This window comes from Clostridium nigeriense, assembly GCF_900086595.1.
In the GTDB taxonomy this organism is placed as follows: domain Bacteria; phylum Bacillota; class Clostridia; order Clostridiales; family Clostridiaceae; genus Clostridium; species Clostridium nigeriense.
On record NZ_LT575472.1, the window covers coordinates 650,161 to 666,046 of the forward strand.

Below are 15,886 nucleotides of genomic sequence, written 5' to 3' on the forward strand. Positions count from 1 at the left end.
AGTGTAAAAAAATTACCCTTATTATTAATTATTTATACTTTTTTCTTTTAGCTTTGAAGTTTATTAGTAATCAAAGGAGAGACATATTTTGAATAACAAAGGTAATGGACTTGCTTTAATTCCTTTAGGGGTATTTTTAGTAGTTTATTTAGGAACATCTATATTAGCAAAAGATTTTTATGCTGTATCTGTTATAGTACCCTTTTTAGCAGCAGCATTAACAGCGTTAATAATGAATAGAAAAGAAAAGTTTGAAAATAAAATAGAAATTTTTTGTAAAGGTGCAGGAAATACTAATATTTTATTAATGGTACTCATATTTATATTAGCAGGGGCTTTTGCACAGGTTGCTAAGGATATGGGGGCTGTGGATTCAACAGTAAATTTAGGACTTTCGTTACTTCCGAGTAGCCTTTTGATACCTGGAATGTTTATTATATCTTGTTTTATAGCATTATCTATAGGAACTTCTATGGGAACTATAGTTGCTCTTATACCAATAGCTGTTGGTATTGCATCTAAAATAGGAGTGGATACAGCTTTGGCTGTTGGGGCTGTTGTAAGTGGTTCTATGTTTGGTGATAATCTTTCAATTATATCTGATACTACAATTGCAGCAACAAGAACTCAAGGATGTGAAATGAAGGATAAATTTAAGATGAACTTTATTATAGTGTTACCAGCAGCAATAATTACAACACTAATATTTATGCTTTTATCTAGGAATAGTGCTGTAGTTAGCTTAGGTACGTTGGATTTTAACTTATTTAAAATTTTACCATACATAATAGTAATAGCTACTGCTTTACTTGGAGTAAATGTTATAATTGTTCTATTACTTGGAATTTTATCTTCAGGACTAATAGGTTTTTTATTTGGAAGTTTTAATATATTAGGTTTCTTTAATTCTATTTCTACTGGAATAGGTGGAATGAGTGAACTGATAATAATATCATTACTTATTGCTGGAACTATAGAAATAATTAAATTTAATGGTGGAATAGATTTTATACTAAATAAAGGAATTAAAAATTTTAAAAGTAAAAGAGGAGCGGAATATGGTATTGCTACTTTGGTTAGTTTAGTAGATATATGCACTGCAAATAACACCGTTGCAATAGTAACCGTAGGACCTATTGCAAAAGATATTTCAGATAAATTTGAATTAGAACCAAAAAGGGTTGCGGGTATTTTAGATATGTTTTCCTGTGTTTTTCAAGGGATAATACCTTATGGAGCTCAGTTAATATCAGCAGCAGGACTAGCCGCTATATCTCCTTTTGGAATAATGAAATTTTTATTTTATCCATATCTTATGGGGATTTGTGCTATAATAGCAATATATATTCACTGGAGAAATAAATAAAGGCTGTTGTAAAATTAAAATATATAACCAAGAAAAAAAGGCCTTGCCATAAAAAGCAAGGTCTTTTTTTAATTCTTAATTTTTTATTGTAAGTAGGCATATGCTTTGAGAAGAAATACCTTCCCCTGTTCCTGTGAAGCCTAGCCCTTCTTCTGTGGTTGCTTTTACATTAACTTTAGTTACATCAATTTTTAGAGCTTTTGCTATGTTATCACGCATTTCCATTATAAAGGGAGACATCTTTGGCTTTTGAGCAATTATAGTAGAATCTATATTATTAATTGAAAATCTATGCTCAGTTAATAATTTCCCTACTTCTTCAAGAAGCTTTATGCTGGATATACCTTTAAATTTCATATCAGTGTCAGGGAAGAGAGTTCCTATATCTCCAAGGGCTGAAGCTCCAAGTAGAGAGTCTATAATTGCATGAAGCAAAACATCTGCATCTGAATGCCCAAGAAGTCCTTTTTCATATGGAATATTAACTCCACCTATGATAAGGTCTCTTCCTTCTACTAGACGATGTACATCATATCCTAAACCTATTCTCATTTTTATTCCTCCAAGATTAATTATAGGATTATTTTACCCATATAAAATTATTATTTCAAGGAATAATAATGAAATTTATAAGTTATAGTACTTTTTTGAAATAATAAAGATTAGAAGAATTTGAAGAATGAGCTTTTTTATTAATATTTTTACTAAATAATTTGTTAATAAAATCTTTAATGTTTATTTTAATTTGGTAAATAAAAAGTAAAGGTTTAGAAGTGATCCTCTTTCGTTTAAAAATAAAATCAACATAAATAATTTTTCTATTCATAAGTTACTCCTAAAGCATTAATGATTATAAATGTTTATGTTATAATATATGATGAATCATTATAAAAGTTTATTGGGAGTTGAGAATATTGAAAGAAAAGCTTAGAAGGCTAATAGGATTGATTTTAATAATTGTGGGACTGGCTATAATAGTATCAATTGTTTATAAAAAAATAGAGACATCAAAAAGACAAAAGGAACTTCAAAATATATTAGAGCAAGTTATTAATGAAGATCCAAAGGAATTATCTAAAGAAGAGGAAGAAAAGTTAATAAATGGATATAAGCCTATTGCTTTAATTGAAATCCCAAGTATAAATTTATCCCAAGGATTAGTTGAGGGAATTAGTGATGATGTTTTACAATATTATTTAGGACATTTTGAAAACTCAGCCAAGCCAGGTGAAAAAGGAAATTTTGCTGTAGCAGGACATAGAGTTTCAGATTACTCTGAAGCATTTGTAAATTTATATAAGGTTGAAATTGGTGATAAGGTGAATGTAAAGGCTAATAAGAAAGATTATGTTTATGAGGTTACAGAAAATTATATAGTATCACCTGATAGAGTAGATGTATTAGATAATACAGAAGATGCAACAATGACATTGGTAACTTGCACAGTAGGTGCTAAGGAAAGAGTTATAGTAAAAGGAAGATTAGTTGAAACTAAGGATTTACAAACTGGAGGAGAATAATGAATGGGTAGCTTTGAATATGATAAATATAAGTTTTCAATGAAGTCTCCGGCTAATTTAGCTTTAGATGATATAATTGAAAAGAGAGAAGAAGAAATAGAAAGATTAAAAGAGGACTTATTAAATTATAAAATATTAATTAAAGATTTAATTCATGAAGAAACATCATATATTCTTAGAAATAAAATATTAAATATAGCTTACTTTATAATAGAAGAGGTTGAATTATTTGATTACTTAAACTCTACAAAGAAGTTTCCAATAAATAGGTTATTGAAAAGAACACCTATAGATAAAGAGTTTTATCAAGAGTGGAAGGAACATATAATAACGTATGTAGTAATACTATCTAATCCAAACTACAAGTATTTACAAGAATATATACAAATAGAAGAGGCTATTAATATTTTAGGTTCAGAAGAAATTATGCAAGTAAAAAGAGATGAAGAACATAGAGGAATAATACTTTCTAAAGGAATAAATTCTGCTATAATCTTAACTTCAAAAGGAGAGTTTATAAAAGTTAAAGCTGGAAAAGATAATAAGGTAGGAGAAGACTATATTGGCAAAGAAAGCTTTAAATTAAAGAAGTATAAATTACAAATATCAATTTTTCTTACTATAATAGTAGCTGTCCTTATAATAGGGTTAGTTCAATATAAATTAATAGATAAAACTATTGTTATAGAGACAACGTCAGCAATTACTTTAGAAGTTAATAAATTTGATAAAATAATAGATGCCTATACCCAAACTGAAAAGGGAAATAAGATGTTAGAGGTATTAAATATAAATAATTCTGAAATAGATACTTCAATTAAAGAAATTTTAAATTATGCCATTGATAATGAAATGATACCTGATGAGGGATTTTTAATAACTATAACAGGAAAGCCATTAAAGTACAATGCATTAGAAAAAACAGAAAAATTTATTGAAGAAAAAGAGTTAAAGGTTAAATTAAATAATTCTGGAGATGAACATAAAGTAAGTCCTTAAAAATAAAAGGTGGTAATATGAATCAAGATAATAAATACGTAATAGTACATAAAGAAAGAGGTCCTGAAATAAGATTAAATAAATTTATAAGTGAAACAGGTTTTTGCTCAAGAAGAGAAGCTGATAAGCTTATAGAAAGTGGGAGAGTAACTGTAGATGGAATAAAAGCAGTTATGGGAACTAAGGTTAAAGAAAGTGCAAATGTAAAGGTAGATGGAAAACCTATTAAAAAAGTAGAGGAATTAGTGTATATTGCTTTAAATAAACCAGTTGGAATAACTTGTACTACTGAAAAAAAAGTTAAAGGTAATATAGTTGATTTTGTAAATCATGAAAAAAGAATATTTCCAATTGGAAGATTAGATAAGGACTCTCAAGGATTAATTTTATTAACTAACGATGGAGATATAGTTAATAAAATTCTAAGAGCTGGTAATAATCACGAAAAAGAATATATAGTAACTGTTGATAAACCTATAAACAATAAGTTTATTAAAGATATGTCAAATGGTGTTAAGATTTTAGGTACTATAACTAAGAAGTGTATTGTTAATAAGATAAATGAAAGAACTTTTAGAATTATATTAACACAAGGAATGAATAGACAAATAAGAAGAATGTGTGAAGCCTTAGGATATAGTGTAGTAAAGCTAAATAGAATTAGAATAATGAATATAAAGCTAGGTAATTTAAAAATTGGTAGTTGGAGAAATCTAACGGATGATGAATTAAAAAAATTAAATTCATTAATAAGCACTTCAGGAAAAACAAAAGAAGTTGATGAATAATAAGATTATTATGATAAAATAACTAGAAATAGTCTGTATATTATAAAAGAATGTAATATATGGACTATTTTTTTCATTATCAAAAAAGTTATCCACAGGCTTTAAAGTAGCATTATATAAAGGTTTATGGACAAGAATAAAATCTAAATATAAAAATGTAAAAATAAAATATGACTTTACGCACATAATCCACAAGACCATGTGGATAAGTTGTGTAAAGAGTGTTGAAAGCTATGTTAATAATTATCAACATATTGCAGATAATATAATAATGTAAAAATTAATAAAAATAATAATTTTCAAAAATATTATGTGTATATAGGAGAAAATCATATGAAGAGAATCTATAAAATACTTATAATTACCTTTATAACAATAAATATATTCAGTAGTTATCCACATGCTATGTTGATATATATTAATAAAATTAATGTCGAAAACCCAATTCTTGTGGATAAAGTTATAAAAGAAAAGACTAACTTTATAAATATCGATGTAGAAATTCCTCAAATTGTGGGACTAATAAACAAAGAAAAAGAAAATAATATAAATAATGAAATTTTAAGTTGGGCTAATAATTGGATAAAGGATACAAAAGATACAAGTAATGAATTAAAGCCTACTATTCCTTATGAAATGCAATCAAGATATGTATTAACTAATGATAAAGAAATATTGAGTTTTTACATAGATTATTATCAATTTAGTGGTGGAGCTCATGGAATAACAACTAGAAATATGTATAACATTAATATTAATACTGGAGATAAGGTAATGTTAAAGGATTTATTTCAGGAAGGATATGATTATAAGACTTTTATAAATAATGAAATTTATAAAGAAATTAATAAGCATCCTGAATATTACTTTACAGGAAAAGAAGGATTTAACGGAATTAAGGATGATCAAGGCTTCTATATAAATAATGAAAAAATAATAATACATTTTCCTTATTATGAAATAGCTCCATATGTTACAGGAATGCCAGAGTTTGAAATTGATTATAAGATAAATACTAATTTATTGAAACAAAGTTAATAAATAATTAAAATCACAATTAGAAAACAATAAAAAGTATTAAAATATCATATCCAGGACGTAGCAAGCCTCAAGTCACTTTGCTATGATATTTTAACACTTCCAAAGTGAAGAGCGGAAATTATAAAAATAAGAAACTCTTGAGTTATCAAAAGTTTCTTATTAAATTTAATTTGAGTAATTTGGAACAAATTACATCCTTAATTATACATTTTTAATTTTAAATTCTACATTTAAAAAAGGCACTTAGTGCCTTTTTTTACGCCACTTGGCTAATATTTTCTTTTTCTTCAGTAATATTTTCTTTAGAAGGTTTATTTCTGTTATAAAGGTCTCTTATAACTTTAACTACTTGGATTATTAAAGTTGGAATAAAGGCAAATAAGTAAATATAACCTATTTGTGAGCCTGTTAATGGAGCAACTTCAAATAATCTTTGTAAAAATGGTACAAATAAAACTGAATTTAATAGTAATAATCCTACACCAAAGGCCATCCAACTATATCTATTGGAGAATAATCCTATAGAGAATATAGATTTATCTCCTCTACAGTTGAATCCATGGAATAATCTTGCTAAGCAAAGTGTTGAAAATGCCATAGTTGAAGCAACATTACTATCAGTCTTTAAACCCACATAGAAAGCTGCTAAAGTAAATATAGAAATAACTAAACCTTCAAGAAGTATTTCATATACAAAATCTTTAGATAAAATTGAAGAATTTCTTGATCTTGGTTTATCTTTTAATAAATCTTTTTTTGATTGTTCCATACCTATTGCAATAGCAGGTAAGCTATCTGTTAGAAGATTTATAAATAGTAAATGTACTGCATGGAATGGCATTGGTAGAGCCATTATTGAAGTATATAGTACTGATAATATACCAGAAGTATTACCTGATAATAAAAACTTAATAGAATTTTTAATATTCTTATAAATATTTCTTCCATTAGCAACAGATTTAACTATAGTTGCAAAGTTATCATCTGTTAATATTACAGATGCAGCATCTTTTGAAACTTCTGTTCCTGTAATTCCCATTGCAATACCAATATCAGCTTGTTTTAATGCAGGAGCATCATTAACACCATCACCAGTCATAGCTACAATTTCATTGTTTTCTTGGAAAGCTCTAACTATTCTTATTTTATGTTCTGGAGAAACTCTTGCATAAACTGAAATATGCTCTATGTTTTCTTTTAATTCTTCATCTGTCATCTTATCTAACTCAATACCTTCGATAGCTCTATCTCCATCTCTTAAGATACCAATTTGCTTTGCAATTGCAGAAGCAGTGATCTTATGATCACCAGTAATCATAACAGGTTTAATACCGGCAGTTATACAATCTCTAACAGCTGCAGCAGATTCTTCTCTTGGAGGATCTATCATAGATATAAGTCCAATGAAGGTATAATTATTTTCATCTTCAAGGGATAAGCAACTTGCACAAGGAACTTCCTTGTATGCAAAGGCTAAAACTCTTAAACCACTTTGAGATAATTGTTTATTAGCATTTATTATATTTTGCTTATCTTCATAAGTTATATCCCTAACCCCTGAAGAAGTTTTTATTTTTACAATTCTATCTAAAAGCACATCAAAAGCACCCTTAGTAAAAATTAAATATTTATCGTCAAAATGATGAAGTGTACTCATAAGCTTTCTATCAGAGTCAAAAGGTATTTCTTCTAATCTAGCGTAATTTTTTCTTATTTCAGCTTCATCTAATGATAATTTATGTCCTAAGTTAACTAATGCAACTTCAGTTGGGTCACCTATTTCAACGCCATCTTTTGATGTTGAGTCATTACATAATATGGAACTAGAAACTAAATAATTTGAAAGTTCATCTTTAATATCTAAATCTTCACCATCAATTAATTTATTATCTAAAAATACTTTTTTAACAGTCATTTTATTTTGAGTTAATGTTCCAGTCTTGTCTGAACAAATAACTGAAACTGAACCTAAACCTTCAACAGCTCTAAGCTTCTTTACTATAGCATTTTCTTTAGCCATTTTTTGTGTTCCAAGAGCTAGTACAATTGTTACTATTGAGCTTAAAGCTTCTGGAATAGCAGCAACAGCTAAGGCAACAGCAAACATAAGAGAGTCTAGTATAGTAGTTCCTCTATAAAGACTAAGGCCAAAAACTAATACACAAACAGCTAAGATACCAAAGGCAAGTTTTTTACTAAAATCATCTAAGCTAACTTGAAGAGGTGTTTGCTTTTCTTGAGTTTCTTCCATTAAGTTAGCAATTTTACCAATCTCAGTATTCATACCAGTTCCAGTAACTACTACTAATGCTCTACCATAAGTAACAAGGGATCCTGAGAATACCATATTTTTTTGATCACCTAAAGCAATCTCTTCTTTTTCAATAGTATCAACAAATTTATTTACACTTTCTGACTCACCAGTTAGAGAACTTTCATTAACTTGAAGTGAGAAGTTTTCAATTATTCTACCATCAGCAGAAATCATATCCCCAGCCTCTAATATTAAAATGTCTCCAGGAACTATTTCCTTAGAAGGAATTTCAACCTTCTTACCATTTCTATATACTTTAGCACTAGGAGCTGATAAAGCTTTTAAACTATCTAAGGACTGTTCAGCTTTAAAATGTTGTACTGTTCCTAATATAGCATTAAGAATAATTACAGCAAAAATAACTAAAGTACTTTCTAAGCTACCAGTTATTGCAGAGATAATTGCTGCTGCAATTAAAATTAATACTAATAAATCTTTAAATTGACTTAAGAATACTTGAAGAACAGTTTGTTTCTTTTTTTCAGTTAGTTGGTTAAGACCGAACTTTTCAAGATTTTCACTTAGTTGCTTGTCCGATAAACCATCTTTAGAAACATTAAATTCTTTTAATACTTCTTCATAAGGTTTTGAAAAATAATTTTTCATTAATGATTCCTCCAAACTTTAATAATAAAATTTTTTATAAATCCATGAGTCTTTAATAAGAGTTTCATAAAAAAAGAGAGACTCTTAATACAATTTTTATATGAATATAAAAACTGTATTAAAAGTCTCGTAACCAAATTGGTATATAACACCAGACCTAAAGGCCGCGAATGTTGACGTTATATTTTTTACTACTCCCTCTTAATGGAATATTTAGTTTATATTTTAATTCTATGATGAATTAAAAAAAATGTCAATATATAATATTTGTATTTTCTAAAATTTCACAAAAAATAATACACCGCATAATATATAACATAGTATTTACATGGAGTTGAAAATTATTGATATACGGGCTAATATTAGCAGGAGGAAAAGGTACTAGACTTTATCCTTTATCTAGATCCGCAAGGCCTAAACAATTTTTAAAAGTAATTAATAACAAAAGTTTTCTACAAAATACAGTAGATAGAGTATCACCATTAATTAATAAAGAAAATATTTATATAGTTACTAACAAAGAGTATGAGGATAAAGTAAAGGTAGAACTAGGAAACATTAATTCAGGCAATATTTTCACAGAGCCAAAGAATAAGGAAACTGCAACATGTATTGGTTTATCAGCTGTTAAATTATTAAAAAAAGATAACGATGCTATTATGGTTGTTTTACCTTCTGACCACCATATAGAAAATGAAAAGGTGTATATTGAAACATTATCTCAGGCTGTAGAGATTGCGAATAAAAGAAGAGGCATAGTAACTCTAGGAATAACCCCTACAAGAGCAGAAACTGGTTATGGGTATATTGAGATGGGACAAAGACTTCAATCTGATATACCTACGTATAAGGTAGCAAGATTTACAGAAAAACCTAACTTAGAGGTAGCAAAGGATTTTCTTTTAAAAGGAAGTTATTTGTGGAACTCTGGAATGTTTATATTTAGAGCAGATGTAATACTAAGAGAAATAGAAAAATATCTTCCAAAGCTATATAAATCCTTAATGGAAATTTATAAGCATATAGGAGAAGAGGATGAAGAAGAAGTTATTAATGAACAATATTCATTAATAGATGGAATATCTATAGATTTTGGTGTTATGCAAAAAACAAGAAAAGCCTATGTTATTAAAAGTGATTTCATTTGGGATGATATAGGTAGTTTTTCAGCTTTAAGTAGATATTTAGGAGAAGAAAAGAATAATAAAGCAAGTGATAATGTATATCTTCAAGATAGTGAAAACTGTGCAGTTTTTGGAGAAAAAAATTTAATTATAGGCTTTGGATTAAAAGACTTAATAGTTGTAGATGCTGGAGACGTTATATTGATTATGGATAAAAATAAGGAGCAAGAAATTAAGCACTTATTAAATGATATAATTGATGAAGGTAAGTATAGAGATTTTATGTAAATTAAATTATCTGTGATAAGAGATGATTTGTAAAAATTAAGGTTATAATTTAAACGTAAGTTTAAGTTATAACCTTAATTTAATTTTATGAGTTTTTAAGTTTATATATATGAATTTTTTTATGTAAACATATTCTATATAAGTTATGATAAAATATACATATAGTAGTATGAGTATTAAAGGGGGAAGAGCATTTGGGTAAAGGAATTAGCATTCAATGTAGGAAATGCGGCTTTAGTGCTACATTATTCGAAGGATTGGGTAGTCGAACTAAAGAATTTGAAGACTTTAGAAAAAGTCTAAATAAGAAGGATAATGAATTTATAGAGTATATATTAAACAAAGGTACTACAAAAGAAATAAAACATCGTAACTCTTATGGTAAATGCAATAAATGTGGTGATTTATCTACAATTAATTATGTTGAAATTAAATATGATGAAAATAAATCCTTTACTTTAGAACATAAATGTCATGTTTGTGAAGGATTCTATAAAGCAATTACAATGGAAGAATTATTAAATAGCAATTGTCCATCTTGTAATTATGAAAAATTTGATAGCTTTATGATGATGGACTGGGATTGATTAAATAGGAAAATTATCTTAATGAATATTAAACTAATTTAAATTTGTATGTGATTTGATATTAATATTAATTACGTACAAATTTATTTTTTTATTCCTTAGGAAATCATGAGGTTTTTATTTTATTTTTGAATTAAATTCTGAATATTAAATTAATATTTTAATTATAAATTTTAAATTATTAATTTTTGGTGTATAATCAAATAAAAAATCAAGGAGATAGGCAATGAATGTTGAGAAAAAAAGAGAATTTATAATAAGTACAATATATGTGCTAATAATCACAGCAATAATATACGTAACTATTAAGTATGCTTTAGGATGGTTTTTACCTTTTGTAATAGGTTTTGGAATAGCATTTATGCTAAAGCCATTAATAAACATAATTACTAAAAAACTTAAAATTAATAGAAAGATTGTAGCTGGATTAACAGTTTTAATATTCTATGCCACTGTTGGAGCTCTATTTACATTACTTATAGTTAAACTATCTATTGCATTAAAGGATGTCTTTACAAGGTTACCTAGCATATATGTTAATAGTATAGAGCCAATTCTTATTGAACTTTCTAGTAATATTGAAGATATATTAATTAAATTAGATCCTACACTAATGGATGCTATTAGAGAGATGATTTCTTCTTTAATGGAATCATTAGGAACAATTATATCTAGTATATCTTCTGGAGTAGTATCATTTATTTCATCTACAGTATCTGTAGTGCCAAGTTTCTTTGTAATTGTAATATTTACTATTATATCTTCCTTTTTCTTTGCAATGGATTATATTAATATTACAAGCTTTATAACTAGGCAATTTTCAAATAAATCAAGTAGTATAATTTTTGATGTTAAAAATTATATTGTAGGAACATTATTTAGACTTGCAAAGGCATATTCAATTTTAATAACTATAACATTTGTAGAGTTATCAATAGGTTTATCTATATTAAAAATAGAAAATGCAGTATCTGTAGCATTAATAATTGCTTGTGTTGATATATTACCTGTACTGGGAACTGGTGGTATAGTAATACCTTGGATATTTATAGAATTATTTAAGGGAAATGTCCCTTTAGCCATAGGCCTAACAATAATTTATGTATTTATCACAGTTGTTAGAAATATTCTTGAACCTAAGATAGTTGGAGAGCAAATAGGATTGCATCCATTAATAATGTTAATTTGTATGTTTATTGGAGTTAAATTATTTGGATTCTTAGGATTATTTGTATTACCAATTATAGTTATAATATTAAAAAATTTGAATGATAGTGGAAAAATTAAAATATTTAAATAATTTTATATTATTTCCATAAAAAACAACTAAGATTAATATTAAGTTTAATTAGTTTAATAAGGAAAATAATGAAAGATATAAGTTTGTTTTTTTAGAAATAAAGTATTATCATTAGATTATAAAAAAGTGAGGTGAAAATCTATGATGATGAATACTCACAAGGCTTTAGCAAATTTCTTTATTAGTAATATTGATGATGATAAAGTCTTTCTAATAAATGATGGACATTTTATATGGGGAAATCTAAAGCCAGACTCAGCATCAAAATATAAATTTAAAAAACATTATATAGATGAAAGTTTTGACATGATAGTTAATAAGATAAAATTTTTATCTTCATTGTCTTTAGATGATATTTATAAAAGATATACAATAAATAAGTTTAATCAAGAACTAGGAGTAATATGTCATTTTTTATGTGATTATTTCTGTGTACCACATTATCAAAGATGGGAATTTAAAAGTCCAGGAGCTGTTAAGGATCATGTTTTATATGAAAATGACTTAAATAAGTTTTCTAAATTTTATACAGCTAGAAAAGATATAAATACTGTATTAACTTCTCAAGATATAAAATTGTATATAATTAAATTACAAAAAGAATATGACGGAAGAGTTGCTTATGAAAAAGACTTAGAATATGCAAGTCATATATGTAATACAGTAATAAATATGATTTTAGAAGAAGTTATAATAAATCAAAAGTTAAAAAATCATATTGCATTAGTTATTTAAAAGATGCTATCTCTAAGATAGCATCTTTTTACTTTTATAGAACTAAATTTTATGAATAAAATCAATAAAAAAAACTCCTAATAATATTAAATATATTATTAAATATTATTGACAAAAGTAGAAAGCCAAGCATATAATAATATCAAAAGAACATATGAACAATTATTCATATGATAAAATGAATGGAGGAGAAATTATGGGTGATAATAAAATAGAAAGTTGTAATTGTACCATAATTCACAAAGATGTTGTAGAAAAAGTAAAAGAAAGTTTACCAGAGGAAGAAATATTATATGATTTAGCTGACTTTTTTAAGGCTTTTAGTGACTCTACTAGAATAAAAATTTTACATGCTTTATTTAAAGAGGAATTATGTGTTTGTGACTTGGCAGCTCTATTAGATATGACTCAATCAGCAATTTCTCATCAATTAAGAGTTTTAAAAAATAGCAGGTTAGTTAAGTTTAGAAGAGATGGAAAAGTAATATATTACTCATTAGCAGATGAGCATATAAAGCATATATTTGATGAAGGATTTAAGCATATATTAGAATAAGAAAGTGGTGAGATGTATGAGTAAAAAAGAAATAAGATTAGTACTTTCAGGATTAACCTGTGCTAATTGCGCAAACAAAATTGAAAATAAAGTAAATAATTTAGATGGAGTTAAGGAAGCAAATTTAAATTTTACTACATCTACATTAATAATTGAAAGTGATGGAAGCACAGAAAAAAGCGATATTATAGTAAAGGCTAAAGAAATAATAAATAAACTTGAACCAGAAGTTAAGGTTTATGATAAAGATGAAATAAATATTGAAGTTAAGAGTATAAATAGATGTAATGATGGAAAGTGTTCATTAGAACATGAAAGTGATAAAGATAGTCATAATCATAATGAAAATCATGGACATACTTCCCATAAGCAGCATTCCCATTCTCATGAAGAATCTCATGAACATTCCCATGAACATTCCCATAGTGATCCAGTTACACTAAAAGAAAATTTAAGATTAATAATTGGAGCTATAATTTTTATAGTAGCAGCTTTGTTAGATAGGGATTCAGTAATAACAATAGCATTATTTATATTAAGTTATTTATTAATAGGTGGAAAAGTACTTTTAACAGCAATTAAGAATATAGGAAGAGGAGAAGTATTTGATGAAAACTTCTTAATGACTGTAGCTACCTTAGGAGCTTTCTTTATTGGAGAATATCCAGAGGGTGTAGCAGTTATGTTATTCTATGAAATAGGAGAGTTATTCCAATCCTATGCAGTTAATAAGTCAAGAAAGTCAATAACATCTCTTATGAATATTAGAGCAGAGTATGCTAATGTAATAAGGGGAGAAAAAGAAGAAAAGGTAAATCCTGAAACTGTAAATATAGATGAAATAATAGTTGTTAAACCAGGAGAGAGAGTTCCTTTAGATGGAATCATTACAGAAGGAACAAGTTTTGTTGATACTTCAGCTCTTACAGGAGAATCAGTTCCTAGAGAAATAGCAAAGGGAGAAGAAATTTTAGCTGGTTTTATAAATACAAATGGAGTTTTAAAAATTAAAGTAACCAAGAGTTTTAAGGAATCTACTGTTTCTAGAATATTAGAATTAGTTGAAAATGCTTCTAATAAGAAGGCTCCTACTGAAAAATTTATTACTAAATTTGCAAGATATTATACTCCGGTAGTAGTTTTCTCAGCAATTGCTTTAGCTGTTATACCTCCATTAGTAATAAAAGATGCAAGCTTTAATGAATGGCTTTCTAGAGCATTAATTTTCTTAGTTGTATCTTGTCCATGTGCTTTAGTTGTATCTATTCCACTTGGATTATTTGCAGGAATTGGCGGAGCATCAAGAAAAGGTATATTAGTAAAGGGTGGAAATTATTTAGAAGCTTTAAAGGATATAAATACAGTTGTTTTTGATAAGACTGGAACTTTAACTAAGGGAGTATTTAAAGTAACAGAAGTTAATAATGTAAATATAGAAAAAGAAGAGCTTTTAAGAATAGCAGCAATTTCAGAGAGTTTATCTAACCATCCAATAGCACAATCTATAATAAAGGAATATGGTAAAGAAGTAGATTCTAAAAAATTAAATAATTACAAAGAAATTTCTGGACATGGAGTTAAAACTTTATTAGAAGATAAACAAGTGTTAGTTGGTAACTATAAGTTAATGGAAAAGTTCAATATTAAATATGATAAAATTAATTCTATTGGAACAATAGTTCATGTAGCTATAGATAATGAATATAAAGGAAATATAGTAATTTCTGATGAAATTAAAGAAGGTTCTAGGGATGCAATAAAGGGATTAAAAGAAATTGGTGTTTCACAAACTATAATGTTAACTGGAGATAATAAAAATGTAGCAGAAAAAGTTTCAAACCTAGTAGGAGTTGATAAAGTATATTCTGAATTATTACCAGGAGACAAGGTGGAAAAAGTAGAAGAAATAATTAATGGTAATAGATCTAAAGGGAAAGTTATTTTCGTTGGAGATGGAATAAATGATGCGCCAGTATTAGCAAGGGCAGATATTGGAGTTGCTATGGGTGGTATAGGCTCAGATGCAGCTATTGAAGCAGCAGATGTAGTTTTAATGAAGGATGATCCAGAAGCTTTAGTATCAGCTATAAAGGTAGCTAGAAAAACTAACAAGATATTATGGCAAAATATAATTTTTGCCTTAGGAGTAAAAATATTAGTAATGGTTTTAGGAGCTTTAGGTATGGCCAATATGTGGGAAGCAGTATTTGCAGATGTTGGAGTAACAGTAATTGCAGTTATAAACTCAACAAGATGTTTGAAATAAGTTTCTTGTTTTTTACAAAATTATATGGAAGTATTTTTTTATTGACAAATTTCATCATTTTAAATATAATTATTTGAGTTGAGAACATTCAGGCATAAGGGAAGCATATAAGATCATTTACTTGATTACAAGGCAATGCTTTGTAAAGTTAAGACTTATGTATAACGCATCTGCTACGTTATACATAAGTCTAATTTTTTTAATATTTATAAGGAATTTTTTAATTAAAATAAAAATTTATCTTTTTAAGTATTAAAAAGATTGAGAAAAATTTAACTTACTAACAATTTACATAAAATACTTTGTGAAATACATAACCGAAGTTGTTTTAAAATCTAATCAAAAGTGGTAAAATAATAATATGTATGAATAAAGACGATTGAATTTAAGAAAAAA

The 15,886-nt window shown here is 26.9% G+C and carries 13 protein-coding genes; 11 read left to right on the top strand and 2 right to left on the bottom strand.

Going from position 1 to position 15,886, the window contains the following annotated elements; all coding sequences use genetic code 11:
* Positions 1-88: 88 nt before the first annotated feature.
* Positions 89-1,366 (top strand): Na+/H+ antiporter NhaC family protein, encoded by a 1,278-nt coding sequence (locus BN6774_RS03495; RefSeq protein WP_066890083.1) that lies wholly within the window; start codon positions 89-91, stop codon positions 1,364-1,366.
* Positions 1,367-1,441: 75 nt separating this feature from the next.
* Here BN6774_RS03495 and ispF read toward each other — a convergent pair whose 3' ends face one another.
* The gene (ispF, locus tag BN6774_RS03500; protein ID WP_066890089.1) at positions 1,442-1,918 is read right to left on the bottom strand and encodes a 2-C-methyl-D-erythritol 2,4-cyclodiphosphate synthase; all 477 of its coding nucleotides are present in this window, start codon (positions 1,916-1,918) and stop codon (positions 1,442-1,444) included.
* A 362-nt stretch (positions 1,919-2,280) separates the two neighbouring features.
* Between ispF and BN6774_RS03510 the strand changes: the two genes are divergently transcribed.
* From BN6774_RS03510 to BN6774_RS03525, 4 genes are all read left to right on the top strand, one after another.
* Positions 2,281-2,886: a class D sortase gene (locus BN6774_RS03510; protein ID WP_066890093.1), complete on the top strand. Its 606-nt coding sequence runs from the start codon at positions 2,281-2,283 to the stop codon at positions 2,884-2,886.
* A gap of 3 nt (positions 2,887-2,889) precedes the next feature.
* Positions 2,890-3,885, top strand: coding sequence for an anti-sigma factor domain-containing protein (locus BN6774_RS03515; protein WP_066890095.1), 996 nt, complete (start codon positions 2,890-2,892; stop codon positions 3,883-3,885).
* 17 nt (positions 3,886-3,902) lie between these two features.
* Positions 3,903-4,673, top strand: coding sequence for a 23S rRNA pseudouridine(2604) synthase RluF (gene rluF / locus BN6774_RS03520; RefSeq protein WP_066890097.1), 771 nt, complete (start codon positions 3,903-3,905; stop codon positions 4,671-4,673).
* Positions 4,674-5,006: 333 nt separating this feature from the next.
* Positions 5,007-5,711 carry a DUF3298 and DUF4163 domain-containing protein gene (locus tag BN6774_RS03525; RefSeq protein WP_066890099.1) on the top strand — a complete coding sequence of 235 codons (705 nt, stop codon included), beginning with the start codon at positions 5,007-5,009 and terminating at the stop codon, positions 5,709-5,711.
* Between the two features lie 259 nt (positions 5,712-5,970).
* Here the strand turns inward: BN6774_RS03525 and BN6774_RS03530 are convergent, their stop codons facing one another.
* Entirely contained in the window at positions 5,971-8,634 is a 2,664-nt protein-coding gene (locus BN6774_RS03530; protein ID WP_066890101.1) for a cation-translocating P-type ATPase, read from the bottom strand.
* A gap of 344 nt (positions 8,635-8,978) precedes the next feature.
* Here BN6774_RS03530 and BN6774_RS03535 point away from each other — a divergent pair, with 344 nt between their 5' ends.
* The 6 genes from BN6774_RS03535 to BN6774_RS03560 all read left to right on the top strand — a co-directional run bounded on the left by BN6774_RS03535 (position 8,979) and on the right by BN6774_RS03560 (position 15,490).
* Complete coding sequence (locus BN6774_RS03535; RefSeq protein WP_066890103.1) at positions 8,979-10,046, top strand: mannose-1-phosphate guanylyltransferase; 1,068 nt, start codon at positions 8,979-8,981, stop codon at positions 10,044-10,046.
* A 194-nt stretch (positions 10,047-10,240) separates the two neighbouring features.
* Entirely contained in the window at positions 10,241-10,633 is a 393-nt protein-coding gene (locus BN6774_RS03540) for a hypothetical protein (protein WP_066890105.1), read from the top strand.
* 226 nt (positions 10,634-10,859) lie between these two features.
* Positions 10,860-11,933, top strand: a complete 1,074-nt coding sequence (gene ytvI, locus BN6774_RS03545; protein ID WP_066890107.1) for a sporulation integral membrane protein YtvI — start codon at positions 10,860-10,862, stop codon at positions 11,931-11,933.
* A gap of 141 nt (positions 11,934-12,074) precedes the next feature.
* Positions 12,075-12,668 carry a zinc dependent phospholipase C family protein gene (locus BN6774_RS03550; protein ID WP_307986756.1) on the top strand — a complete coding sequence of 198 codons (594 nt, stop codon included), beginning with the start codon at positions 12,075-12,077 and terminating at the stop codon, positions 12,666-12,668.
* Between the two features lie 196 nt (positions 12,669-12,864).
* On the top strand, positions 12,865-13,224 hold the full coding sequence (locus BN6774_RS03555) for an ArsR/SmtB family transcription factor (RefSeq protein ID WP_106404255.1): 360 nt from the start codon (positions 12,865-12,867) through the stop codon (positions 13,222-13,224).
* A gap of 16 nt (positions 13,225-13,240) precedes the next feature.
* Positions 13,241-15,490: a heavy metal translocating P-type ATPase gene (locus BN6774_RS03560; RefSeq protein WP_066890109.1), complete on the top strand. Its 2,250-nt coding sequence runs from the start codon at positions 13,241-13,243 to the stop codon at positions 15,488-15,490.
* The last annotated feature ends 396 nt before the right edge of the window (positions 15,491-15,886 follow it).

Excerpts from the sequence above, each read along its gene's own strand:
- BN6774_RS03525 (WP_066890099.1), top strand. The coding sequence starts at position 5,007 with ATGAAGAGAATCTATAAAATACTTATAATTACCTTTATAACAATAAAT.
- ispF (WP_066890089.1), bottom strand. The coding sequence starts at position 1,918 with ATGAGAATAGGTTTAGGATATGATGTACATCGTCTAGTAGAAGGAAGA.
- BN6774_RS03530 (WP_066890101.1), bottom strand. The coding sequence starts at position 8,634 with ATGAAAAATTATTTTTCAAAACCTTATGAAGAAGTATTAAAAGAATTT.
- BN6774_RS03560 (WP_066890109.1), top strand. The coding sequence starts at position 13,241 with ATGAGTAAAAAAGAAATAAGATTAGTACTTTCAGGATTAACCTGTGCT.
- BN6774_RS03550 (WP_307986756.1), top strand. The coding sequence starts at position 12,075 with ATGATGATGAATACTCACAAGGCTTTAGCAAATTTCTTTATTAGTAAT.
- rluF (WP_066890097.1), top strand. The coding sequence starts at position 3,903 with ATGAATCAAGATAATAAATACGTAATAGTACATAAAGAAAGAGGTCCT.
- BN6774_RS03555 (WP_106404255.1), top strand. The coding sequence starts at position 12,865 with ATGGGTGATAATAAAATAGAAAGTTGTAATTGTACCATAATTCACAAA.
- ytvI (WP_066890107.1), top strand. The coding sequence starts at position 10,860 with ATGAATGTTGAGAAAAAAAGAGAATTTATAATAAGTACAATATATGTG.
- BN6774_RS03515 (WP_066890095.1), top strand. The coding sequence starts at position 2,890 with ATGGGTAGCTTTGAATATGATAAATATAAGTTTTCAATGAAGTCTCCG.